The following is a 24,861-nucleotide window of genomic DNA, read 5'->3' on the forward strand; positions in this document are numbered from 1 at the left end:
TTTTTTTGGAAAAATATCCATTTGTTGGCACAAGAATTGTCTTAAAGAAGTAGAAAAGGGTGTATTCACGGACCTTTTTGGGCTAAATACGTATGGTTTAGTAAAATATGCGTGGAACATAATAATAGTGAATCTGTCCTCTAATGACAGAATGACCGAATAAAATGCTATGGGATATTCCAATTATTCAAAATTTGACAATATGACGTTACAAGGAATTGATGAAGATTCTGAATTAATACCATTATTAACTCCTGAGGATGAAGAGGAAATGAATAATGAAAGCTTACCAGAGGTTTTACCTATTTTACCTCTTCGAAATACCGTATTGTTTCCTGGTGTAGTAATTCCTATTACGGCCGGAAGGGATACCTCAATAAATTTGATTAAAGATGCTAATAAAGGATCGAAGGTTATAGGTGTTGTTTCTCAAAAAGATGAGGAGACTGAAAACCCGGGGATTAAGGATATTAATGTTTTAGGGACTGTAGCCAGGATTTTACGGGTATTAAAAATGCCTGATGGTAATACGACAGTAATTATACAGGGTAAAAAAAGATTTGAAATAGCGGAGGTCCTCACGGAGAATCCTTATATGACAGCTACAATTCGCGAAGCGGATGAAGTAAGACCCACACCTGGTGATCAGGAATTTCTGGCTATAATTGATTCGATAAAGGAACTGGCTTTAAAAATCATAAAAAATAATCCTAACATCCCAAGTGAAGCTTCCTTTGCTATAAAGAATATAGAAAGTAATTCTTTCCTGATAAACTTTGTTTCTTCCAATCTTAATCTTGATGTAAAAGATAAGCAAGACTTATTAGAGATTCCTAATCTGCAAGACAGGGCACTTGCCACATTAAAATATATGAATGTGGAACTGCAGAAATTGAAACTTCAGAAAGATATTCAATCCAGGGTACGCAGTGATATGGACCAGCAGCAGCGCGAGTATTTTTTACATCAGCAAATGAAAACTATTCAGGAAGAACTTGGTGGTGTTTCTTATGATGAGGAAATTGATGAAATGCAGGCCAAATCCAAGAACAAAAAATGGGAACTAAAGGTGGCTGAACATTTTGAAAAGGAATTGGCTAAAATGCAACGCATGAATCCGCAAGTGGCGGAGTATTCTATACAGAGGAATTATCTGGATTTATTTCTCGATTTGCCATGGAATGAGTATTCCAAGGATAAATTTGATCTTAAGAGGGCTCAGAAAATTTTAGACAGGGACCATTATGGACTTGAAGACGTTAAGCAAAGAATAATTGAATATTTAGCGGTTCTTAAACTCCGAAATGATATGAAATCTCCAATTCTCTGTCTTTATGGACCTCCTGGGGTTGGAAAGACTTCCCTGGGTAAATCGGTGGCCGAAGCATTAGGCAGGGAATATGTGCGTATGTCTTTAGGTGGTTTGCGAGATGAAGCAGAAATTAGAGGTCATCGTAAAACTTATATAGGAGCTATGCCCGGCAGGATTTTACAAAGTGTTAAAAAAGCGGGGACTTCAAACCCGGTCTTCATTTTAGATGAAATAGATAAATTAGGGGCTAGTCATCAGGGTGATCCATCTTCTGCTATGTTAGAGGTTTTAGATCCTGAGCAAAACAGTGATTTCCACGATAATTTCCTGGAACTTGGATATGATCTTTCTAAAGTCATGTTTATTGCTACAGCTAATAATCTATCTACAATTCAGCCTGCCTTGCGCGATAGAATGGAGATAATAAATGTTACCGGGTATACCATTGAAGAAAAAGTGGAAATTGCCAAACGACATTTGCTACCCAAACAACTTAAAGAACATGGACTCTCGTCCAAAGATTTAAAAATTGGGAAACGTCAGCTGGAAAAAATTGTTGAGGGATACACCCGCGAATCTGGTGTTCGTGGTCTGGAAAAGCAAATAGCGAAAATGGTCCGATATGCAGCTAAATCAATTGCTATTGAGGAGTTATATAACGTGAAGATTAGCAATGATGATGTTGAAAAAGTATTGGGTCCTGCCAGGATGGAACGCGATAAATACGAAAATAATGATATAGCCGGAGTTGTTACCGGATTGGCCTGGACCAGTGTTGGTGGTGATATTCTTTTTATAGAATCTATTTTGTCTAAAGGAAAAGGTACGCTCAATATAACAGGGAACTTAGGCAAAGTAATGAAGGAATCTGCTACCATTGCAATGGAGTATATAAAATCTAATGCGGAAAGTTTTGGTATAAATCCTGAGGTTTTTGAAAAGTATAATGTTCATATTCACGTACCGGAAGGAGCAACACCCAAAGATGGTCCAAGTGCCGGCATTACCATGCTTACATCACTAGTTTCTTTATTTGCTCAGAAAAAGGTCAAAAAAAGCCTGGCTATGACAGGTGAGATAACCTTAAGAGGTAAAGTTTTACCTGTAGGTGGTATAAAAGAAAAAATACTTGCAGCTAAAAGAGCCAGGATAAAGGAGATTATACTATCAGAGGAGAATAGAAAAGATATCCTCGAAATAAAAGAGGAATACTTAAAAGGGCTAACCTTTCATTATGTAACGGATATGAGCGAGGTAATAGATGAGGCCATTACTGACCAGAAAGTAAAAAACGCCAAGAAATTATAGCCGATATTCATGATACTAAATTGCCCTTTCATACTTAGAATTAAGTAAAGAGGGCTTTTTAATTTGGCTTTTATTCATTTCTCTCTACTTTTAACATATGGGAAAGATTACTATTGCAATTGACGGTTATTCGTCAACAGGAAAAAGTACTATTGCCAAAGAACTGGCGAGCGCTTTAAATTATCTTTATGTAGATACGGGCGCTATGTACAGGGCAATTACCCTATTTGCTTTAGAAAATAAATGTATTGACAACGAAAATATTGACCATAATAAACTTGTCGAACTCCTTCCAAAAGCGAAACTAAAATTTCAATTAAACAAGGAATTAGGCTATTCCGAAATGTTTCTCAACGGCAAAAATGTAGAGCAGGAAATCAGAAGTATGCGAGTTTCTAAACAGGTGAGCAAAATTTCGGTAATCCCCGAGGTAAGAGCAAAATTGGTAAGCATGCAAAGAAAAATGGGAACGAAAAAAGGGATAGTCATGGATGGCAGGGATATTGGAACCGTAGTTTTTCCAGACGCAGAATTTAAAATATTTATGACGGCTTCTCCCGATATAAGGGCATCTAGGCGTTATAAGGAATTGATTTCAAAAGGAGAAAAGGTAACTTACGAAGAGGTGCTTAAAAATGTTCGTGAGCGAGATTATATAGATTCAAATAGGGCGGCCTCACCTTTGTTGAAAGCTGAGGATGCTATTGTTTTTGATAATAGCGATATGGGCTTAATGGAACAGTTTGAACGAATCCATTATTACGCCCTCCAGGTTATTGAAAAACAAAAAAAGAACGCTTAAAAAGCGTTCTTTTTTTTTATATAAATTAGTTAACTAAACGTTAGGGATTATCAATACCTGATCTGGATGAATTATATCCGGGTTACTCAGAATATTTGTATTCGCACTAAATATCTGTTTATATTTCATTGGGTCCCCATAATAGTGCTTTGCTATTTTACTTAGAGATTCTCCACTTATTACAACATGGCGATGATAAACAGAGCTGTCACCTACGGAAATATTTGCCTTTATATCTGCGGGGTGTTCACCACCAATTTCTTTTATTTTATCCCAAATTAGATCTTTTTCATATTGGGTATTGGCTTCTCCTTTAATCTTTAAAACGCCTTCTGCTTCAGCCACATTACCATCCTTTATTCCTAATTGTTCACCTAAATTGAGGACTGCCTGATATTTTGCTTTAACACTCATATTTGTATATTTTAATTGTTACTAATTGTGATCCCGAAGTTACAAAATACCCATTGATTTTAGCAAGAAATACGTAAATCTGGACCCTTATTTTAATCCTTCCCTAACACTACTTTGTAAAACAACTTTTTAATTGTACTTTTGCACTCCTTTTTTACAAATAATCAGGAGAAAAAGGAAGGACAAAAAAAATCAAATAACAGCTTCTGTAGGAATTGTTTAACTCCTGAAAGTACTACGGAATACAAATTTAATCAGCACATGGCTGAAGAAAAAGCGATAACAGAGGCAGTAGAGACTGCTGAAGTAAAAGAAGAACAAAAAGTAGAGACTCCAAAACAGGATCCTAAAGAGTTTTTGGAGAATTTCAATTGGGAGAAATACGAAGAAGGAATAGAGCGTGTTGAAGATTCCAAGCTGGAAGAATTTGAAAAATTAGTTGCAGAAAACTTTGTAGATACAGCAGATGAAGAGGTTGTAGAAGGTGTGGTTACTCATTTAACCGACCGCGAAGCCATTATCGACATTAATGCTAAATCTGAGGGTGTTATCTCGCTTAATGAGTTCCGATACAATCCAGACCTGAAGATTGGTGATAAGGTTGAGGTTCTTATTGACATCCGTGAGGATAAAAGCGGACAGTTGGTATTATCACACAGAAAGGCCAGAACTATTATGGCCTGGGATAGGGTTAATGCGGCACATGATAAAGAAGAAGTGGTAACCGGTTTTGTAAAATGCAGAACAAAGGGAGGAATGATAGTAGATGTTTTTGGAATTGAAGCATTCTTACCGGGTTCACAGATTGATGTTAAACCTATTCGGGATTATGATCAGTATGTTGGTAAAACAATGGAATTCAAAGTTGTAAAGATCAACCATGAGTTCAAGAACGTTGTAGTTTCACACAAAGCATTGATTGAGGCAGATATTGAAGAGCAGAAAAAAGAGATTATCAGTCAGCTCGAAAAAGGCCAGGTTCTCGAAGGTATAGTCAAGAACATTACTTCCTATGGTGTATTTATTGACCTTGGCGGCGTTGATGGTTTAGTTCATATCACTGATCTTTCATGGAGCAGAATAAATCATCCTAACGAAGTTGTGGAATTAGATCAGAAACTCAATGTTGTTATTCTTGATTTTGATGACAATAAATCCAGAATTCAATTAGGTCTTAAACAATTGGAAAAACATCCTTGGGATGCCCTGGGAGATGAAATAAAAATTGGTGATAAAGTAAAAGGCAAAGTAGTTGTAATTGCAGATTATGGTGCCTTTTTAGAAGTTGCCGAAGGAGTTGAAGGATTGATTCATGTTTCCGAAATGTCTTGGTCAACTCATTTGAGATCAGCACAGGATTTTGTAAAGGTTGGTGATGAACTCGAAGCAGTCGTTTTAACCCTTGACAGAGAAGATCGTAAAATGTCGTTGGGAATTAAGCAACTAACACCAGATCCATGGACTGATATTACTACTAAATATCCTGTTGGTTCCAGACATAAAGGAATTGTCAGAAACTTTACCAATTTTGGTGTTTTCGTTGAATTGGAAGAAGGTATAGATGGATTAATATATATCTCAGATCTTTCCTGGACCAAGAAAATAAAGCATCCTTCAGAATTTGTAACAGTTGGAGATACTTTAGAAGTTGAAGTATTAGAGCTTGATGTAGAAGGTCGTAAATTAAGTTTGGGCCATAAACAAACTACAGAAAATCCATGGGATAAATACGAAAAGGAATTTGCCCTGGGCACTGTTCATAAAGCTTCAATCTCTGAAATGGTAGATAAAGGTGCCATTATAGATTTTAATGAGGATATAACTGCATTTGTACCTCAACGCCATTTGGAAAAAGAGGATGGCAAGAAATTGAATAAAGGTGAAGAAGCTGAATTCAAGATTATTGAATTCAACAAAGAATTCAAACGTGTAGTAGCAAGTCACACCGCTATTTTCAGAGAAGAGGAACAACGCAATGTAAAAGCGGCTAAGAAAAAAGCAGCTGCTTCAGCAGAAGAGGTTAAACCAACTTTGGGTGATGCCAATGTGCAATTACAAGCGTTGAAAGACAAGATGGAAGCCGATAAGAAAAAATAGGTTTCTAAGAAGTCTGCTTCACTAGTAGTAAAGAAAAAGTCCTGATATATTCGTCAGGACTTTTTTTATTTTTGGTGTGTTTCCATAAAATTGAAAGAGAAAGACCTATACAATATTTGAATCCATCATTTATATTAAGGAGAAATCCCTACTTTTGTAGTCGAAAAGAGTATGTTATCTAGCGCATGAGTCAAAAAGTATTGCTTTCTTCTAAAGAGATTAACATTATACTACACCGCCTGGCTTGTCAACTTTTAGAACATCATTTAGATTTTACACAGACCGTATTAATAGGAATACAACCACGCGGAATTTTTCTTGCACAACGACTTTCCAAAATTCTTAAAGAGGATTACGGAGTTAAACAAATAAATCTGGGGCTCCTTGATATTACTTTTTATCGGGATGATTTTAGAAGAGGTGAAAAAACCCTGGAAGCCAGCAGCACTAAAATTGATTTTTTGGTGGAAGGTAAAAAGGTAGTCCTGATAGATGATGTACTCTATACAGGTCGAAGTATTCGGGCTGCCTTAACAGCCATCCAATCTTTTGGAAGGCCTAAGGAAATAGAATTATTAACCCTTATTGACCGTCGTTTTAGCAGGCATTTACCCATTCAACCAAACTATCGGGGAAGACAGGTAGATGCAATAAATGAAGAGAGGGTAAAGGTCATGTGGAAGGAAAACGATGGAAAGGATATTATTTATTTGGTAAGTAAATAGAGAGTATATGAGCGAATTGAGTGTTAGACACTTATTGGGTATTAAATATCTCAAAGAAGGAGATATTCAACTCATTTTTGAAACCGCCGATCACTTCAAAGAGGTTATTAACAGATCAATTAAAAAAGTTCCTTCACTTCGTGATATTACCATTGCAAATATTTTCTTCGAAAGCAGTACAAGAACCAAGTTGTCTTTTGAGCTGGCCGAAAAACGGTTGTCCGCCGATGTAATAAATTTTTCCGCAGCCCAGTCATCCGTAAAGAAAGGAGAAACACTTATTGATACGGTTAACAATATCCTTTCCATGAAAGTAGATATGGTGGTAATGCGCCATCCCAGTCCCGGAGCAGGTATTTTTCTTTCACAGCATGTAGATGCAGCTATTGTAAATGCAGGTGACGGAGCACATGAACATCCTACCCAGGCCCTTTTGGATTCTTATTCTATTCGTGAAAAATTGGGTGATGTTGCAGGGAAAAATGTAGTTATTGTGGGCGATATTCTTCATTCCAGAGTAGCCTTATCAAATATTTTCGCCCTAAAATTACAAGGTGCAAATGTGAAGGTGTGCGGTCCCCGAACCTTGCTTCCAAAATATATAGAATCTTTAGGGATCGAGGTAGAGTCCAATCTTATAAAGGCACTAAATTGGTGTGATGTGGCCAATATGTTACGGATTCAGAATGAACGTTTAGATATAAGTTATTTTCCAACGACCAGGGAATATACACAACAATACGGAGTTAATAAAGCAATTCTTGATGACCTGGATAAGGAAATTGTAATTATGCACCCGGGGCCAATAAACCGGGGGGTTGAGATAACCAGTGATGTGGCCGATTCCAAACAATCCATAATTCTAAACCAGGTGGAAAACGGAGTAGCAATTCGTATGGCAGTAATATATTTATTAGCATCGAAAATTAAATAGTAAATTATGATTTTTGATAAAGCAGGTAATACTACTATCGTTTACCAGGAAAACACTTCCTTGAAAAAATTCATGGCGAACCTGAACAGGTCCTATAGAAATATAAAAAACGACCATTTAATTATTAACTTGTTTTCGTTCGTTAAAATTTCTTCAAATGATATCCTGGAGTTTCTTCAGCTATCAAATACACACCGGGCTGCTAATAAATCTTTTGTATTGGTTACCAATAAAGTGGAATATGATCAGGTGCCAGATGAAATTTGTCTGGTCCCTACTATCCGGGAGGCAAAGGATATTATTGAAATGGAAGAAATTGAACGGGACCTTGACATTTAATTGATGAATTATAACCTTGCACAAATTAATATTGCCCGGATGTTGGCCCCTCTGGACAGTGCTATTATGTTAGATTTTGTAAATAGCCTGGATCGAATAAACCAATTAGCGGAGACAAGTGAGGGCTTTATCTGGCGATTTATAGAAGACAATAACGAATCGGCTACTAAGGTTTTCCATGACGATTATATTGTTGTTAATATGTCTGTATGGGAATCAATAAAAGCACTTTTCGATTTTACTTATAGGTCTGAACACAAGGATGTATTCAAAAGGAGAAAGGAATGGTTCTCTAACATGAAAGAAATGCATATGGCTTGCTGGTATGTGCCAAATGGTAAATATCCTACACCTCAAGAGGCAAAAGATCGGCTTGAATATCTTGATAAATATGGGGAAAGTCCCTATGCGTTTACATTAAAGAGCAATTTTACGTCAAAACAGGCCAGCATGTATAAATTGGAAACCCGGAAACAAAAATGAAGCTGCATATCCTGGGTTGCTATGCAGCTACGCCTAGAACATTGTCTAACCCAACGTCTCAGGTATTGGAAATAAGGAACCACCTTTTTTTAATAGATTGTGGTGAAGGAACACAGGTACAGTTACGAAAGAATAAGATAAAATTCTCAAGGATTGAGCATATTTTTATTTCTCATTTACACGGAGATCATTTTTTTGGTTTACCCGGACTTATTTCTACGTTTAGACTATTGGGTAGAGAAAAAGACCTGCATATTTATGGCCCGGAAGGGATTCAACAGGCTATTACCTTATTTCTTAAGCTTGGCAATTCCTGGACCAATTATAAGCTTATTTTTCACGAACTAACTTCAAAAAATCCTGAAATTATTTTTGAAGATACCAAGGTAATGGTGAAGACAATTCCTTTGGATCATAGAGTATATACCAACGGTTTTTTATTTAGCGAACTGCCCGGCGAGCGCAAATTGAATGTTTTGGCAACCGCAAAATATAAAATTGACAAAGCGTATTTTTCGGGTATAAAACAAGGTAAGGATATAAAAATGGATGATGGTTCGGTTATAGCAAATTCAGAACTCAGCCTGGATCCCCCTCAGACAAAACAATATGCCTATTGCAGTGATACGGGGTTTAATGCTGAGTTGGCACCCCTTCTAAACGGTGTTGACCTACTGTATCATGAGGCAACTTTTTTAGAGACCGAAGTACTTTTGGCTAAAAAAACAAAGCATTCTACAGCCAGGCAGGCGGCAACAGTTGCCAAAGAAGCTAGCGTAAAAAGATTAATTCTAGGACATTTTTCTACAAGGTATAAATCTATATTACCATTCAGAGAGGAGGCTATCGAAGTTTTTAATAATGTTGATTTGGCTGATGACGGTAAGACTTTTGAAATTTGATAATAGCTGTTTTTAGAAAATATAAATCACACCTTAGTTTATATTATAAGACTAATATGTAATACTTACCTCTATGTTATAAAAATTCAATAACACTTCACTTTTATACATCTTTTCCCCAACTTTGTAGAACTAATGCTCGTCTTTTAAACAATGCATAGAGATTTAGGGAATCATCGGAAATCATACAAAAAGAGTGCCTTAACTGAGGACGCTATCTCGGACAATCCCATGGAGCTTTTTCAGAAATGGTATTACGAAGTTGAAGCTGCTGACGGCTTGGATGAAACGAATGCAATGTCAATTTCGACATTGGGACTGGATGGATTTCCAAAGAGCAGAATGGTCCTTCTAAAAAAATATACATTTGAGGGTTTTATTTTTTATTCTAATTACCAAAGCGAAAAAGGAAAAGCTATCGAGGCAGATCCAAGAGTTTGTCTGTCATTTTTTTGGCCCAATCTGGAACGCCAGATAATTATTAAAGGAAAGGCTGAGAAAATAGCCCAAAATCTTTCCGATGGTTATTTTGAGTCTAGACCAGAAGGTAGTAAATTAGGGTCCATTGTATCTGATCAAAGTACTGTAATTGAGTCGAGAGAAGCTTTGGAAAGTGAATTAAAGAAATTGGAAGAAAAATATAAAGGCAAAGAAATTGAACGTCCGGATTATTGGGGTGGTTATCTTGTCAGGCCTGTTTCTATGGAATTTTGGCAGGGTAGGGATAACAGGTTACACGATAGAATCCGGTATTCACTTCAAGCAGATTTTGATTGGAAAATAGAGCGACTGGCTCCATAAAACTATTTTAATTATGAAAACAGTTATTCTTGTCAGGCATGGCAAATCATCCTGGGATTACGGAGTAAGCGATCAGGACAGGCCCTTGCAAGTGAGGGGAATTAATGATGCCCATCTGGTAAGCGCCGAATTCAAAAGACTATCAAAGAACATAGATTCAGCATATTCAAGCCCTGCAAACAGGGCTCTTCACACCTGTATGATATTCTTAAGGACTTTTAATTATCCTTTGGAAAAATTAAAAATTTCTGATCAGCTATATGATTTTTCCGGAGAGGCAGTAATGTCTTTTGTAAAACAACTGGATGATACCCAAAATAAAGTCCTAATTTTTGGCCATAACTATGCACTCACCAACATCGTAAATCAGTGGGGGAACAAGGCTTTAGAAAATGTACCTACCTCGGCTTTGGTGCAAATCAACTTTGATGTCTCTAGTTGGCAAATGATTAAAAACGGTATTACCGAACATATTCTTATTCCAAAACGACTTAGATAATGATTAAATCTAAAAATCAATACATCAACAGGGAAATAAGCTGGTTGATGTTTAATGATCGTGTATTACAGGAAAGTGCAGATAAAAATGTTCCATTAATAGAACGACTTCGATTTTTAGGTATTTTTTCAAATAATTTGGATGAATTTTTTAAAGTGAGGTATGCTACAATTAAAAGAATTGTCCTTGCAGGTAAGAAAGGTAAAAGTGCCTTAGGAGGTGAAAAAGCAAAGGACCTATTAGCAGAAATCACCAAAATTGTAATCGATCAGCAAACTAAAAGCCTGGAAATTCACGGGGATATTGAACGAGAATTAGAATCTGAGGGTATTTATTTTATTGACGAAACGGAGGTATCTGAAAGTCAGGCGGAATTTCTTAAAAACTACTTTCTGGAAAAGGTAAGTCCACAGTTAATGACTATAGTTCTGAATGATCTAAACCAATTTCCACTTTTAAAGGATACCGAAGCCTATCTGGCCGTACGAATGGTTCATAAGCAAACCGAAAAAAACCAAGATGACAAAGGAATAGTTGAAAAACGATATGCACTTATAGAAATTCCAAAAGGCATAGACCGCTTTGTTGTACTACCAAGGGAAGGAGATAAAAATTACATCATTATACTCGATGACCTGATTCGGTTTTGTCTGGCTCGGATATTTCCTATGTTTGACTATGAAGCCATTTCTGCACACATGATTAAAATTACTCGAGATGCCGAATTGGATATAGACAATGACTTAAGCAAAACATTTATAGAAAAAATATCATCAAGCGTTCAGGGAAGAAAAATTAGTGATCCGGTTCGTTTTGTATATGATAAGAGTATATCCATGGATACCTTAGAATTTCTAAAAGGGAAAATGGGTATTGAGGATACAGATAGTGTGATTCCGGGAGGACGTTATCACAATAGAAGGGATTATATGGGCTTCCCAAGTTTAGGAAGACAAGATCTTATGTATGATAAAATCAATCCACTACCGGTTAAAGGGCTAAGTCTGGAAGGAAGCTTATTGGAACGTATTGCCGAAAAGGACTACCTGATGTATGCACCTTACCATACCTTTTCATACATTATAAAATTTCTTAGGGAAGCCGCACTGGATCCAAAAGTAAAAAGCATTAAGATTACTGTATATCGGCTCGCCAAGAATTCACAAGTGGCGGCATCCTTAATAAATGCAGTGAAAAATGGTAAAAAAGTTACCATGCAGATAGAATTAAGGGCTCGTTTTGATGAGCAGGCCAATATCAATTATGCGGAAGAATTACAGGCTGAAGGCGTAAAACTGATCTTTGGGGTCCCGGGTTTAAAAGTACATAGTAAAATTTGTGTAATTGAAAGGGAAGAGGATGACATAATTAAGCGATACGGGTTTATTAGTACCGGAAATTTTAATGAATCAACTGCCAAAATATATACAGATTATACCCTATTTACAGCTAACGAAGCTATTTTAAAAGAAGTCAAAATTGTCTTCGATTTTTTTGAAACCACCTACAAAATATATAAATACAAACATTTGGTTGTTTCCCCTCATTATACTAAAAGTTTGTTTAAGAAATTTATTGACAATGAAATAGAGTCTGCAAAACTCGGCAGGGATGCTTACATTAAAATAAAGATGAACAGTTTTACCTCCTATGAAATGGTGGATAAATTATATGAGGCTAGTATGGCTGGGGTTAAAATACAGCTAATTATAAGAGGTGTGTGTTGTCTTATTCCTGGTGTTGTTGGTATGAGCGAAAATATTGAAGCTATAAGTATTGTAGATAAATTTTTAGAGCATCCCCGGGTATTTATTTTTGGTAATGAGGGTAACCCTAAAATCTATATCTCATCTGCAGATTGGATGACACGTAATTTAGATAATAGGGTAGAGGTTGGATGTCCAATTTATGACGAAGACATTAAGCAGGAATTAATAGATACCTTTGAAATCTCCTGGAGTGACAATGTTAAAGCCCGGATTTTTAATGGGGAACAGAACAATGTTTATAAGAATAACGAACAACCTAAATTGCGCTCTCAATTTGCTATGTATGATTATTACCTTAACAAAGTAAATTCTAAAAATTTAAAAGTTTGAAGTTCCGAAAATTGGCCTTTCAGATGGGATTATTAAGACCTTATACTATGAAAAGTCTTGATATCGAATTTTAATTTATTCAAAAATTATAGGCGGGAAGCCTATGGACTTGTTATTCTAAGGTAATTTTATGCTACCCGTGTACGGTTTCTTTTCTGCCTAAATCCTTCATTATCTCTGCTTCATATACCAAAAGTTCCTGCCATTTTTTATCTACCTCCTCCTTCTGCCCATATTTTCTGGCAAATTTCAAAAACATAGTATAATGTCCAGCCTCACTAACCATAAGTTTATGATAAAAATCTGCCAGTTCCTTGTCCTTTAGTTCTTCAGAAAGCAACCTAAACCGCTCACAACTTCGGGCTTCTATTAATGCAGCGTATAAGAGACGATGTACGAGCTGAGTTGTTCGGTTTCCTCCTTTCGGGAAAAATTTCAAAAGTTGAATAGCATATTCATCCTTTCTATATCTTCCCAGGGTTTTACCGCGGTTAAGGATCTTATCGTGTACCATTTTAAAATGACCCATTTCCTCCCTTGATAATGCTATCATTTCCTGCACCAATTCAGGATATTCAGGAAAAGTAATAATCAATGATATAGCAGTACTGGCCGCTTTTTGCTCACAATAGGCATGATCTGTAAGAATTTCGTCTATATTTTTTTCCACTATGTTTACCCAACGGGGATCAGTTGGTAATTTTAGTCCTAACATGATTTAAATTTTTGCTAAATTAAAAAGAACCTTTGAAACACGTATCGGTTTTATTAAAACTATATACGCTTATTAAAAGCAGAGGTTTGCTGTTATCTTAATATATTTGTTCTTCCAAAGATTTTTCTTTTGTTTAACTTCTTGTTTATTTTGTAATTGGAATATATAAAGCATTTGGATACTCGCAAACAATTATCTAAAATTCTGGGCGATAGTTTATCTGAAGATACACTTACCTGGGTAGAGAATAAGTCAGATTTAATTATTAAGTCAAAATCTGCAAAGGAGTTGTATCTGTCCTATAGTTTAATTGCAGGAAAAATTGATCCTGCAAAAAAACCAAGAATCCAAGGGATAAATCAGGAATTGAAAGAATATCTAATCGCCCAGAATGCAGACCTACTCCAAATAGCCAGGATTTATCTGCTTATTAGAGTACTTGAGTCAGATATAGCATATTTTTCAACTAAGGTGGCAAATCTTATTCAAGTTTCCGATACCGGCGAACTGGAGACCTTTTTGAAGTTTTTAATACTTTTACCAAATGCCGGTGACTATAAGCAAGTAGGAGTTGAAGCATTGCGAACTAATATTGGGATAATTTTTGACGCGATAGCGTTAAACAATCCATATCCCTCGAAATATTTTAATGATCAGCAATGGAATCAAATGTATTTGAAAGCAGCATTTATGCAGCGTAATTTGGGAGAGATTGTTGATGTTGAAAAACGCGCCAATGGCGATTTGGCGAGAATTATTTCGGATTATGCCCATGAGCGCTGGGCGGCTTCAAGGGATATAGACCCGATGTTCTGGCGGCCTGTAACAAGATTTTTGGAAGGTAATTTATTACAGGATATGGATCATTTGTTTAAGAGTAAAGATAGAATGGAAAATCTGGCGGCTGCCCTTTGTTGTTATTACTCACAGCAGCCGGAAGCAATCAAACTATTGGATAAGTATCCTCATTTAAAGGAAGAGGTTGCAAATAAGGCTGTCACCTGGGAAAATTTAAAAAAATAAGCTATGAAGGATAAAATGATGATAATTGACCCACATATTCATATGACATCAAGGACAACAGATGATTATGAAGCTATGGCAGAAGCAGGAATTGTTGCAATTATTGAGCCTTCTTTTTGGTTGGGTCAGCCAAGAACCCAGGTTGGATCATTTCAGGATTATTATAGTAGTCTTGTTGGATGGGAACCATTTAGGGCGAGTCAGTTTGGCATAAAACACTATTGTACCATTGGATTGAATTCTAAAGAAGCAAATAATGAAGCCCTGGCGGAGCAGGTAATGGAACTTTTACCCTTATATCTTCACAAGGAAAATGTTGTAGCTATAGGAGAAATAGGTTATGATGATCAAACTCCTGCTGAGGACAAGTATTTTAGGGAACAATTAGAACTGGCTAAAGAACTAAATATGACAGTTCAGGTTCATACCCCTCATAGGGATAAAAAGGCTGGAACAATCAAGAGTATGGAAGTGTGCATGGAGCATAAACTTGATCCCGGCAATGTCATAATTGATCACAACAATGAGGAAACAGTAAAAGAAGTTTTAGATAAAGGTTTTATAGCTGCTTTTACCATTTACCCCAAAACCAAAATGGGGAATGAACGGATGGTAGAAGTAGTGCGCAAATATGGCAGCTCAAATATCATTGTAGATAGTTCAGCAGACTGGGGAGTTAGTGACCCATTAGCTGTACCAAAAACTGCAGCCCTAATGTTAAAACGAGGTATTGATCGTAAAGACGTCATAAAAACCTGTTATCAAAATGCGTTGGATGCTTTTAGTAAAAATGGTAAAATGAAAGAATCAGACTGGCTAAATCCGCACGGAATTAATCAATCAATTCTTTTTAATGATAATAGCGTTTTACGAGGGCAGGAACCTCGTGTAGACACAGATCAAATAAAATAGAATGAACGTGGAACTCCTGGGTTACGCAAAGCTTGCCAGGCCTGCAAATTTACCCACTGCCATGGCCGATATAATGGCGGGTTCCAGTATATCTGGTTTTACTTTACTAATTACATCGGACACTTTTATAGGCGGAGATGTATATCTGAATTTAATCTTACTTATATTGTCCTCAACTTTCCTTTACGCCGGAGGGGTTGCGCTAAATGACGTATTTGATTTTAAGATAGACCAGATAGAACGACCCGAAAGACCTATTCCTAGAGGAGATGTATCTCTAAAAGCAGCTTCATTATTTGGAACCGGGTTATTGATTTCAGGAATTTTCTTATCCTTTTTTGTGAATTACCTTAGTGGTGTCATTGCATTAATTCTGGCTTTAACGGTCTTACTTTATGATACATTCTCCAAAAAATTTCAATTTCTTGGGCCATTAAATATGGGACTTTGCAGAGCCTTAAATCTAATTTTAGGGATGTCTGTATTTGGTGAAATATCTCACTGGATGTATGCCGTAATTCCTCTTTTATATATTTTTGCCATTACGTTAATTAGCAGGGGAGAGGTTTATGGACAAAACAAAAAGCATATAATTTGGGCAGGACTATTATATGCATTAGTTGTTTTTATCATTTTGATGATTACGCCCGATATACAGAGACAGTGGATTAGTTTATTTCCTTTCCTGGGTTTATTTATATTTCTGATTTATAGTTCATTAATTAGAGCATATAGAATAAATTCACCGGAAAACATTAAAAAAGCGGTGGTTAGGGGTGTACTTTCAATAATTGTCTTGGATGCCTCACTAACTGTAGCATTTGATAGTTGGCAGTTTGGTTTGATTGTTTTACTATTGCTACCAGTGTCATACATACTCGCTAGGATATTTGCGGTAACTTAAATTAAAAGCATGCAATTAAAACCCATAGAGCAGTCTTTTGCTGTAAACTTTAAATATAGTTTGCACTTTACAAACGAAGTGTTTGAAAGCAACAATAGCCTGTTAGCTGAGGTCATTAAGTCATATAAGCCGAAAGAACAGGTTAAACTCCTTTTTGTTGTGGACGATGGCGTTCTTAAAAAGCGTCCTAAGTTAATTGAGAGTATTAGAAATTATTGTCTTCTGCACGGCTCTCAACTGCAATTTACAGAGTGTCTTGTAATAGCGGGTGGAGAAATAGCTAAAAATAACTACGATAATGTAGATAAAATAATAAGTGCTATCAATAATAATGCTATTTGCAGGCATTCTTTTGTGATTGTTATTGGCGGTGGTGCGGTAATCGATATGTGCGGTTATGCTGCGTCAGTTGCACACAGGGGTGTAAAACTCATCCGTATTCCTACTACGGTCCTTTCCCAGAATGATGCTGCAATAGGGGTAAAGAATGGCATAAACGCTTATAATAAAAAGAACTTTATAGGAACTTTTGCACCACCTTATGCCATAATAAACGATAGTGAATTTTTGACAAGCCTTGAACAACGCGATTGGATTGCAGGTGTTGCCGAGGCCATTAAGGTTGCTCTTATCAAAGATGAATTTTTCTTTAATACAATTAAAGAAAATGCGATCAAATTGAAAGAACGCAATATGGGTGCCATGCTTAATACTATTTACAGGTGCGCCGAAATGCATATGGAACATATTGCCAAAGGTGGCGACCCATTTGAAAGTGGGTCTTCCAGACCATTGGATTTTGGTCATTGGTCCGCACATAAGTTAGAACAGATGAGCAATTATTCTTTGAGACACGGTGAAGCCGTGGCAAAGGGGATTGCACTAGATTTAACATATTCGCAGCTCGCAGGTTTTATTTCAGTGGAAATTTTAGATGAAATTTTAGAGGTCATGCTGGACGTTGGCTTTGATTTGTCTATTCCGATTTCAGGACACAAGGAAATGCAAGAGTTATTAAAGGGAATTCAGGAGTTTCGTGAGCATCTTGGAGGCGAATTAACAATAACATTAATAAACGGTATTGGGCAGAAGATGGATGTGCACCAAATAGATATGGAATTAATGAAGAATGCAGTAAATTCCCTAAATAATAAATGTAAAATTAATGTGGCATAAACTATGCTGATCGATGATAAATACCATCTGACTTATTGTACCAATATTCATCCGGGACAAGATTGGGCAAGCACTTTTGAGAGTTTAGTGAAATACCTGCCTATTATAAAGAATAAAATATCAAAAGAACAACCGTTTGGTATAGGATTGCGACTATCCAATAAGGCAAGCGAAGAACTTGCTATGAATAATAATCTTCCACAATTTAAAACTTGGTTAATAAAAAACGGTCTTTATGTATTTACCATGAATGGATTTCCATATGGAAATTTTCATGATGAAGTTGTAAAAGATAAAGTTCATGAACCCGATTGGACAACAAGAGATAGAGTTAATTATACTATTAGATTATTTGAACAGTTAGCCTATCTTATACCCGAAGGTATTTCCGGTGGTATTTCCACATCACCAATTAGTTACAAACACTGGCACAAGAATACTGATAGGAAAAAGACAGTTCTGGAAAAGGGCGCAAATAATTTGACCGAGCTTATATTAAAACTCTATGAACTTGAAGAAAGAACATCCAAGTATCTTCATCTTGATATAGAACCGGAACCCGATGGGATGCTTGAGAATACGGAAGATGTTTTAACGTTCTACCGTAACTTTCTTTTACCAATTGCGAAAAAGGAGCTAATAAAAACCCTCGATGTGAGTGAAGAAAAGGCAAAAGATATTGTTTTGCGCTATTGTACCCTATGTTATGATATTTGTCATTTTTCACTAGCCTATGAAGAACCCACCTTTACTTTCGAAAAATTAAAGGAAGCCGGAATTAAGATAGGAAAAATACAGGTAAGTGCAGCTTTGAAAGTTAGATTTGACACATCTGATAAAGACAAAATATGGGAATCATTGGCGCAATTTGATGAGCCTACTTACCTGCACCAGGTTACTGAAAATACCAACGAGGGAGTTAAGACTTATAATGACTTGCCCGTTGTTCTTAAAAATAAAACTGATGTTTCAGAATTAAGAGCTCATTTTCATGTTCCTATTTTTCTGGAATCTTTTGAGGAATTATATTCCACACAGGATCATATATTGAAAGTGATAACCATTCTCAGGGAAAATAACATTTCAGAACACCTCGAAGTTGAAACATATACCTGGGATGTACTTCCAGGTTCTCTTAAAAAAGAACTCTCAGAATCGATAATCAGAGAAATGAAATGGTTAATAGATAAACTATAAAAGGTATGAATAAAACGGTTGTTCTAAATGTTGTTGGTCTGACCAGTAGACTCATTGGCGAACATACACCTTTTATTAAATCCTTTTTGGATAAAGGCGAGTTAGCTTCAATTGAACCGGTTTTACCGGCGGTAACCTGTACTTCTCAAACGACTTATCTTACCGGTAAATGGCCATCAGAACACGGTATTGTTGGAAATGGATGGTATTTCAAGGATGAATGCGAAGTAAAATTCTGGAGGCAATCCAATAAATTGATTCAAAGTAACAAGTTATGGGATGAGATGAAGCAATTGAACAGTAGTTTTACCTGTGCTAATCTTTTCTGGTGGTATAATATGTATTCTACCGCGGATTATAGCGTTACACCTCGTCCTAACTATCTTGCCGATGGCAGAAAAATTCCCGATATCTATTCACATCCTCCTGAATTAAGAGACCAATTGCAACAAGAACTGGGCACTTTCCCTTTATTTAATTTTTGGGGCCCCAAAACATCGGTAAAGTCCAGTCAGTGGATAGCCGATGCCGCCATCAGTACGGACCAACTGCATGATCCTACCCTTACTTTAGTTTATCTGCCTCATTTGGATTATAATTTGCAGAGATATGGTATTAATTTTTCCAAGATCAGTAAAGATCTGAATGAAATTGATGAGGTTGTGAAAAAGCTGGTAAGCTACTATGACAACGGAAATACGAATATCATTCTACTCTCAGAATACGGCATTACCAATGTAAGCAACCCAATTCACATTAACCGTATTCTTCGATCTGAGCATTTAATAAGTATCAGGGAAGAACGAGGCCTGGAGCTTTTAGATGCAGGTGCCAGTAAAGCTTTTGCGGTGGCTGATCATCAGATAGCACACGTTTATCTTAATGATCCAACAATTAAGGGAAAAGTAAAGGAATTATTAGAAGGTGTTGACGGTATTGATAAGGTATTGGTGGACAAAGAATTAGAGGAAGCGCATTTAAGTCACGATAGATGTGGCGATTTGCTGCTGATAGCGGATAAAAATTCATGGTTTACTTATTATTTCTGGATGGATGATTCAAAAGCACCAGACTATGCAAGAATGGTGGATATCCACAAAAAGCCAGGTTATGACCCGGTAGAAATGTTCACAGACCCTGAAGACAAATTTGTGATAACCAAAGTGATATTGAAACTTTTAAAAAAGAAACTCGGGTTTAGAACTGTAATGAATATTATACCCCTAAAAGCAAATCTGGTAAAGGGTTCCCATGGTAGAATTCCTGAGGATGAATCAGATTACCCGGTTTTTATAACAAATAATAAAGGATCATTAAAACAGGAACTTTTTAAATCAACAGAGGTTTACCAGCTTATAACTAAACTGTTAACCGGTTAAAATCTTTAATCATGAAAAATTTATTTAAATACCTTTCTTTAATATTTACATTGTTATTTATATGGGCCGCTTATGTTCAATACAATGATCCTGACGCCTTGTTGTGGTATGCTATCTACGGAGTTGCTGCTGCGGCATCTTTGTTCTTCTATTTGGGAAAATTGAACTTTACCGGAGCAATTATTCTAAGTGGAATATATTTTGTTGGCACTTTTATTTTATGGCCGGATAAGTTTGAAGGCGTAACTATTGGTAATGGAGATATTGTGAATATTGAAAGGGGAAGAGAGTCTTTGGGGCTGCTAATAGTAGCAATGGTAATGCTGATTTATGCCCTTAGGTTGCGATTGGCAAATAAATCAAAGGTCTAGATCAAACTCCTTTCTTAGGAGATCAATAGCAGGGTTTATTTCTCTTAGTTTTTGATACTTCTCCTCAGGAGTATAGGCAAATTTTTTGGCAACTTCGTCATTGACGGTTATTTTCAAATCAATGCTATAATTGTTGAGTTGCTTTCTTAGAAACTTCAAAAGTTGATATTGTTCCCTTTCAATTTCTTTTTTCATTGTACCATTCGGAAGCTCAATCCATATTTCCGTTTCATCAACTATTTTAGGTTGATCAGAACTTAGATTTGAAGCCATAATCTTTTTACCTGCTTTGTCTAATTTTTGAATATAACTTCCCCAGTGTTTTAATAATTCCTCCTTTGCAAAACTTTCTTTAGGTAGCTCGTCTTCATCAATTACTACTTCTATCCTTTTGAGCTGATGTTCTTTTTTCGCCTTTAAACTGGATAATGATAATCCTGAAATTCTTTTAGATCGCTCTTTAATTCTAATGTTTTTATTAGGATCTGATATCAATACCTCTTCAGACATAACTTCCGTTAAGGGCTGAGGTTCAACTTTTTCTGTTTCAGGAGATTCTCCCTGCTCCCTGATTTCGACTTCCTTTTCATCCGGTATGACTTTTTGGATTCCCCCCAAAAATTTAGCCGATTCCGGAGATTTAGGGGACTGGCTAGCGGGCAGAGTATCAATAAAAAATGAAGTGGGTATTAATTGAATTTCACCATTCCAGGCGGTGTTGAGGTTTTCAAGATTTTTTTTTTCACCATTAAAATCAATGGAGGCTAATTTCATTAAGGTTAATTCAACCAATAATCTATGGTTTTTACTGACTTTGTAGTTAAGGTCACACTCATTTGCTATAGTTATCCCTTTTAGCAAAAAGGATTCAGAGGTTTTTTTAGATTGTTCGAGATACTGGTTTTTTGCTTTTTCACCAACTTCCAATAGGGCAATGGTGTCTTCATGCTTGCAAACCAAAAGGTCTCTGAAATGTGAAGCCAGACCGCTAATAAAATGATGTCCTTCAAATCCTTTAGCCAGCGTTTTATTGTACAAAACTAATAATTGAGGAATATTATGTTCCAGAATAAAATCTGTAGTGGCAAAATATGTATCGTAATCCAGAACATTCAAATTCTCTGTTACAGCCGCTCTTGTAAGTTTTTTTCCGGAGAAACTAACTACCCGGTCAAAAATAGATAATGCATCTCTCATAGCACCATCTGCCTTCTGGGCAATAATGTGAAGTGCATCATCTTCTGCCTCAACACCTTGTTGCTCGGCAATATATTTGAGATACTCTGCGGCGTCCTTAACGGTTATACGTTTAAAGTCAAATATCTGGCAACGCGATAATATGGTTGGTATAATCTTGTGTTTTTCTGTAGTAGCTAAAATGAAAATAGCATGTTTAGGTGGTTCTTCAAGTGTTTTTAAAAATGCATTGAACGCGGATTGAGATAGCATATGTACCTCATCTATGATATATACTTTGTATTTTCCAACCTGAGGCGGTATTCGTACCTGATCTATTAAACTCCTGATATCATCAACAGAATTATTGGATGCCGCATCCAGTTCAAAAATATTGAATGCAAAATCCTCATCTTCTTTCTGTGTACCGTCCTGGTTGATCTGTTTGGCCAAAATCCTTGCACAGGTAGTCTTACCTACTCCTCTGGGGCCACAGAATAAAAGCGCTTGGGCCAGATGGTTATTATTTATTGCATTCAGCAGAGTATTTGTAATGGCTTCCTGACCCACAACATCTTTGAAGGTTTTGGGTCTGTACTTACGCGCTGATACAATAAATGGTTCCAATTAAATAAGGTTTAGCAAACAAAATTTAAACGCCTACTGTGTTATATACAAATATAGAAATAGCCGCTAATTCTGGGGTTTATTTTAAATATATATGCCCAATTTTTATCAACAATTGTTTGGTAACAGAACTATTGCCTAAGGTTGAAAACACCAAAATAATCATTATTATTTTCTTGTGAGAATTTGAAATAGGATATTGTACCTTTGCATTAAACAGGTCCCCTTATCGCTCTAACAGTATATGTTAGTGAGGAAAGTCCGGACACCACAGTGCAGCATAGCGGGTAACGCCCGTCTCTTCCGTTATAAGCGGAAGAAGGACAAGTGCAACAGAAAGCAAGTACAGGTAATGCTGTAGTGAAATCAGGTAAACTCTATGCGGTGAAACGTCATGTATATCAGCGTTTGAGAACTGCACGTTCAAGCTGAAGGGTAGGCGGTTAGAACTTTTGGGTAACCTTAAGTCCAGATAAATGATAAGGAAGTCTCTTTGAGGCTTTACAGAATCCGGCTTATGACCTGCTTTTAGAAAAACTCCCTTGCTCTATAAGGTCAATTTTAGATTTAAGAGTGAGGGAATTTTTTATTCTGAAGCCTCATTTGATTCAAAAAAACTAAAAATACTACCTCCGTATTTCTTCATGTATTTAAAATTTTCAAGAACAGATAAATCTCTGTGTTTGGAATGCTCAATTATTAGCATACCATTTTCATTTAATAATTGTCTTTGGAAAACAATTGAAGCAATTCTTGAACAATCGTCGATGGTAAAACTATAAGGCGGATCAACAAATATGATATCAAAATTCAGATTTATTTTTTCAATAAACTTAAATACATCACTTTTTATTGCAGAAATATTAAAGTCAAGTTCTTTAGCCATTTTTGCTATAAACTTAATGCATCTGTAATCTTTATCAACAGCTACAATTTCCTTGCTGCCTCTGGAGGCAAATTCGAAACTTATATTCCCTGTACCGGAAAATAAGTCCAGTACTTCTAAGTCCTCGAAATAGTAGTTGTTATTTAAAATATTGAATAAAGCTTCTTTAGCCATGTCAGTAGTGGGACGCACAGGTAGTCCCTTGGGAGCCGTTATACGGCGGCCTTTATGTGAACCGGAGATAATGCGCATTAAAGTGCGTTTAGTACGGTAAAATCTACTACTTCTTTCTCTAACTCTTCAGTAGAATAAATATCGCTTGGTGGAATGAATAATGAAATATGCTGTATATATTCATAGGCAATATTGTAAAGCTCATCTCCCATATCTACTGAACCAAAAAGCCTTAATTTTATGGTTTCCGTATTTAGCTTCAATTGTTCTAAGGTAAATAGCAGGTAATAAATAAAATCTTCCTTGGTTATAAATTGAAAACTATTAAAGAATAATAATTGCTTTTGAGTAAGTACTGTAATATCCATCTGCTTATCGGCAACATGAACATAACAAATGGGCTCATTTCCATTGCTGTGCGAATTTAATAAGGATTGCACCATAATTGTCCCGTGGTGCATGAATTCAAATTCCCCAAAAAGATCATAAACATAATTGTTGATATTAACAAAAGGTACATAAACATTTACCAGGTCGTAACTATCTATCTCATCATATTCAACCAGATCATTGGCGAGTATTTTGACATTAAACTTAAGGTAGTTGGCAAGTTCTGCTTTATCAAATAATGGTTTAGGAACTAAGTTAAAGAGGTTATTTCTATGGATGACTACCACCTCTGTAAAGGAATAATCTGAAACCTGTGAATCTCTAAAGAGCTGCTTTAATTCCTTTAGCGTCTCATAAGGGCTTAGCTCTTTTCCAAAGTTCAGCCGCTTGAAATGTTTGATCGTGTTAGCTATTGTGTCCACAATACAAAAAGAAAGTCCATTCAAGCTAACCTGAATGGACAATTTATGATAATTTTCAATATTGTTATTGATCTCCTTTTTTGTCATAAATAGGGGGCCAGTTACCATTGGTACTTACATCTGTAAGCGAACCTACTCTAATTTCAGGTCCGTTTACTTCTTCAACACTTATTTGAGCATTTTCCCTGGACATAAGATCTTTAGGTTGGTCATATAAAATAACATCTTTTTTAACTTTGGCCTCAAAAACGGGTGCTTTGTAACCTCCCTTATCAACAATGTCAGATTTCATAGTAAATGTTTCTCCACCTTGCGCAAAAGGCACATTCATCATGCTTTTATATCGATCATCACCTTTAAACAAAGAATCCTTTACTGAAACAAATCCCAGGGTGTCAATAATTGTTACTTCCCGCAATAGGTCAATTCCGTAGACCTTGTCGAACTCCATATAGGAAGAGTCTCTTTGCTGAGTTATGGTATATTGACCTGCATCTACAAATGCTACAAGACTTTTGAAGTCATTCGCAAATTTTCCATTAACGGACCTGTAGGCTGCCTGAGAATTTCTAATATCCTTTAAACTAGAAATAACTTTAGAAAAACGTTCTTCCTTTATCTTTTTAAACTCAATAGGTCCTGTAACAGATCTATAGATTAAGTATCCAAGTCCTACACAAATTATCCAAAGTACTATCTGAAGTATGGTTTTCATTTTTAACTGGTATTAATTAACTTTAAGTGGTCTTCACAAATCTACAATTTTTTTTTAATCGTAAAAGGTTTTGTCGCAA

Annotated in this window: 24 protein-coding genes and 1 other RNA gene; 19 read left to right on the forward strand and 6 right to left on the reverse strand. The window is 36.2% G+C overall.

Annotation, left to right across the window (positions count from 1 at the left end; translation table 11 throughout):
- The first annotated feature begins 169 nt into the window (after positions 1 to 169).
- Positions 170 to 2,620 (forward strand): endopeptidase La, encoded by a 2,451-nt coding sequence (gene lon / locus ABJH90_RS16475; protein WP_348140044.1) that lies wholly within the window; start codon positions 170 to 172, stop codon positions 2,618 to 2,620.
- A gap of 97 nt (positions 2,621 to 2,717) precedes the next feature.
- A complete protein-coding gene (gene cmk / locus ABJH90_RS16480; protein ID WP_348140046.1) occupies positions 2,718 to 3,422 on the forward strand; it encodes a (d)CMP kinase in 705 nt (234 codons plus the stop codon).
- 33 nt (positions 3,423 to 3,455) lie between these two features.
- Here cmk and ABJH90_RS16485 read toward each other — a convergent pair whose 3' ends face one another.
- Entirely contained in the window at positions 3,456 to 3,836 is a 381-nt protein-coding gene (locus ABJH90_RS16485) for a LysM peptidoglycan-binding domain-containing protein (RefSeq protein ID WP_348140048.1), read from the reverse strand.
- 261 nt (positions 3,837 to 4,097) lie between these two features.
- On the opposite strand from ABJH90_RS16485, the gene rpsA reads away from it, so the two are divergent.
- The 9 genes from rpsA (at position 4,098) to ppk1 (ending at position 12,715) form a co-directional block, all read left to right on the forward strand.
- A complete protein-coding gene (gene rpsA / locus ABJH90_RS16490; RefSeq protein WP_348140050.1) occupies positions 4,098 to 5,933 on the forward strand; it encodes a 30S ribosomal protein S1 in 1,836 nt (611 codons plus the stop codon).
- A 185-nt stretch (positions 5,934 to 6,118) separates the two neighbouring features.
- Positions 6,119 to 6,658: a bifunctional pyr operon transcriptional regulator/uracil phosphoribosyltransferase PyrR gene (gene pyrR, locus ABJH90_RS16495; RefSeq protein ID WP_348140052.1), complete on the forward strand. Its 540-nt coding sequence runs from the start codon at positions 6,119 to 6,121 to the stop codon at positions 6,656 to 6,658.
- Positions 6,659 to 6,665: 7 nt separating this feature from the next.
- Positions 6,666 to 7,592 (forward strand): aspartate carbamoyltransferase catalytic subunit, encoded by a 927-nt coding sequence (locus ABJH90_RS16500; protein ID WP_348140054.1) that lies wholly within the window; start codon positions 6,666 to 6,668, stop codon positions 7,590 to 7,592.
- Between the two features lie 6 nt (positions 7,593 to 7,598).
- Positions 7,599 to 7,931, forward strand: a complete 333-nt coding sequence (locus ABJH90_RS16505) for a ribonuclease Z (protein ID WP_348140055.1) — start codon at positions 7,599 to 7,601, stop codon at positions 7,929 to 7,931.
- A 3-nt stretch (positions 7,932 to 7,934) separates the two neighbouring features.
- Positions 7,935 to 8,414 (forward strand): DUF3291 domain-containing protein, encoded by a 480-nt coding sequence (locus ABJH90_RS16510; protein ID WP_348140057.1) that lies wholly within the window; start codon positions 7,935 to 7,937, stop codon positions 8,412 to 8,414.
- Complete coding sequence (locus tag ABJH90_RS16515) at positions 8,411 to 9,316, forward strand: ribonuclease Z (protein ID WP_348140059.1); 906 nt, start codon at positions 8,411 to 8,413, stop codon at positions 9,314 to 9,316. Before ABJH90_RS16510 ends, ABJH90_RS16515 begins: the two co-directional genes overlap by 4 nt.
- Before the next feature lie 153 nt (positions 9,317 to 9,469).
- The gene (gene pdxH, locus ABJH90_RS16520) at positions 9,470 to 10,117 is read left to right on the forward strand and encodes a pyridoxamine 5'-phosphate oxidase (protein WP_348140061.1); all 648 of its coding nucleotides are present in this window, start codon (positions 9,470 to 9,472) and stop codon (positions 10,115 to 10,117) included.
- A 13-nt stretch (positions 10,118 to 10,130) separates the two neighbouring features.
- On the forward strand, positions 10,131 to 10,616 hold the full coding sequence (locus ABJH90_RS16525; RefSeq protein ID WP_348140063.1) for a histidine phosphatase family protein: 486 nt from the start codon (positions 10,131 to 10,133) through the stop codon (positions 10,614 to 10,616).
- Positions 10,616 to 12,715, forward strand: coding sequence for a polyphosphate kinase 1 (gene ppk1 / locus ABJH90_RS16530; RefSeq protein WP_348140065.1), 2,100 nt, complete (start codon positions 10,616 to 10,618; stop codon positions 12,713 to 12,715). The genes ABJH90_RS16525 and ppk1 overlap by 1 nt, the downstream gene beginning before the upstream one ends.
- A gap of 133 nt (positions 12,716 to 12,848) precedes the next feature.
- On the opposite strand, the gene ABJH90_RS16535 is transcribed toward ppk1, so the two are convergent.
- The gene (locus ABJH90_RS16535; protein WP_348140067.1) at positions 12,849 to 13,430 is read right to left on the reverse strand and encodes a tRNA-(ms[2]io[6]A)-hydroxylase; all 582 of its coding nucleotides are present in this window, start codon (positions 13,428 to 13,430) and stop codon (positions 12,849 to 12,851) included.
- A gap of 174 nt (positions 13,431 to 13,604) precedes the next feature.
- Between ABJH90_RS16535 and ABJH90_RS16540 the strand changes: the two genes are divergently transcribed.
- Genes ABJH90_RS16540 through ABJH90_RS16570 form a run of 7 tightly spaced genes read left to right on the forward strand, consistent with a single transcriptional unit; the run spans position 13,605 to position 20,392 of the window.
- On the forward strand, positions 13,605 to 14,453 hold the full coding sequence (locus tag ABJH90_RS16540; protein WP_348140069.1) for an EboA domain-containing protein: 849 nt from the start codon (positions 13,605 to 13,607) through the stop codon (positions 14,451 to 14,453).
- 3 nt (positions 14,454 to 14,456) lie between these two features.
- Positions 14,457 to 15,365 carry a TatD family hydrolase gene (locus ABJH90_RS16545; RefSeq protein WP_348140071.1) on the forward strand — a complete coding sequence of 303 codons (909 nt, stop codon included), beginning with the start codon at positions 14,457 to 14,459 and terminating at the stop codon, positions 15,363 to 15,365.
- A 1-nt stretch (position 15,366) separates the two neighbouring features.
- Positions 15,367 to 16,269, forward strand: coding sequence for a UbiA-like protein EboC (gene eboC / locus ABJH90_RS16550; RefSeq protein ID WP_348140073.1), 903 nt, complete (start codon positions 15,367 to 15,369; stop codon positions 16,267 to 16,269).
- Positions 16,270 to 16,278: 9 nt separating this feature from the next.
- On the forward strand, positions 16,279 to 17,445 hold the full coding sequence (locus ABJH90_RS16555; protein ID WP_348140075.1) for a 3-dehydroquinate synthase: 1,167 nt from the start codon (positions 16,279 to 16,281) through the stop codon (positions 17,443 to 17,445).
- A 3-nt stretch (positions 17,446 to 17,448) separates the two neighbouring features.
- Positions 17,449 to 18,642, forward strand: coding sequence for a metabolite traffic protein EboE (gene eboE, locus ABJH90_RS16560; protein WP_348140077.1), 1,194 nt, complete (start codon positions 17,449 to 17,451; stop codon positions 18,640 to 18,642).
- 5 nt (positions 18,643 to 18,647) lie between these two features.
- Positions 18,648 to 20,021, forward strand: coding sequence for a nucleotide pyrophosphatase/phosphodiesterase family protein (locus tag ABJH90_RS16565; RefSeq protein WP_348140079.1), 1,374 nt, complete (start codon positions 18,648 to 18,650; stop codon positions 20,019 to 20,021).
- Between the two features lie 11 nt (positions 20,022 to 20,032).
- Positions 20,033 to 20,392 (forward strand): transmembrane 220 family protein, encoded by a 360-nt coding sequence (locus ABJH90_RS16570; RefSeq protein ID WP_348140081.1) that lies wholly within the window; start codon positions 20,033 to 20,035, stop codon positions 20,390 to 20,392.
- Here the strand turns inward: ABJH90_RS16570 and ABJH90_RS16575 are convergent.
- Complete coding sequence (locus tag ABJH90_RS16575) at positions 20,381 to 22,195, reverse strand: DNA polymerase III subunit gamma/tau (RefSeq protein ID WP_348140083.1); 1,815 nt, start codon at positions 22,193 to 22,195, stop codon at positions 20,381 to 20,383. The genes ABJH90_RS16570 and ABJH90_RS16575 overlap by 12 nt on opposite strands.
- A gap of 213 nt (positions 22,196 to 22,408) precedes the next feature.
- Here ABJH90_RS16575 and rnpB point away from each other — a divergent pair.
- An RNA gene (gene rnpB / locus ABJH90_RS16580) (RNase P RNA component class A) lies at positions 22,409 to 22,728 on the forward strand.
- Between the two features lie 53 nt (positions 22,729 to 22,781).
- On the opposite strand, the gene rsmD is transcribed toward rnpB, so the two are convergent.
- The 3 genes from rsmD to ABJH90_RS16595 are packed head-to-tail and all read right to left on the reverse strand — an operon-like array spanning position 22,782 to position 24,782.
- Complete coding sequence (rsmD, locus tag ABJH90_RS16585) at positions 22,782 to 23,333, reverse strand: 16S rRNA (guanine(966)-N(2))-methyltransferase RsmD (protein WP_348140085.1); 552 nt, start codon at positions 23,331 to 23,333, stop codon at positions 22,782 to 22,784.
- Positions 23,333 to 24,154: a DUF3822 family protein gene (locus ABJH90_RS16590; RefSeq protein ID WP_348140087.1), complete on the reverse strand. Its 822-nt coding sequence runs from the start codon at positions 24,152 to 24,154 to the stop codon at positions 23,333 to 23,335. The genes rsmD and ABJH90_RS16590 overlap by 1 nt, the downstream gene beginning before the upstream one ends.
- The gene (locus ABJH90_RS16595) at positions 24,132 to 24,782 is read right to left on the reverse strand and encodes a hypothetical protein (protein ID WP_348140088.1); all 651 of its coding nucleotides are present in this window, start codon (positions 24,780 to 24,782) and stop codon (positions 24,132 to 24,134) included. Before ABJH90_RS16595 ends, ABJH90_RS16590 begins: the two co-directional genes overlap by 23 nt.
- Positions 24,783 to 24,861: the final 79 nt, after the last annotated feature.

It is taken from the genome of Eudoraea sp. (assembly GCF_039969275.1).
Lineage (GTDB): Bacteria > Bacteroidota > Bacteroidia > Flavobacteriales > Flavobacteriaceae > Eudoraea.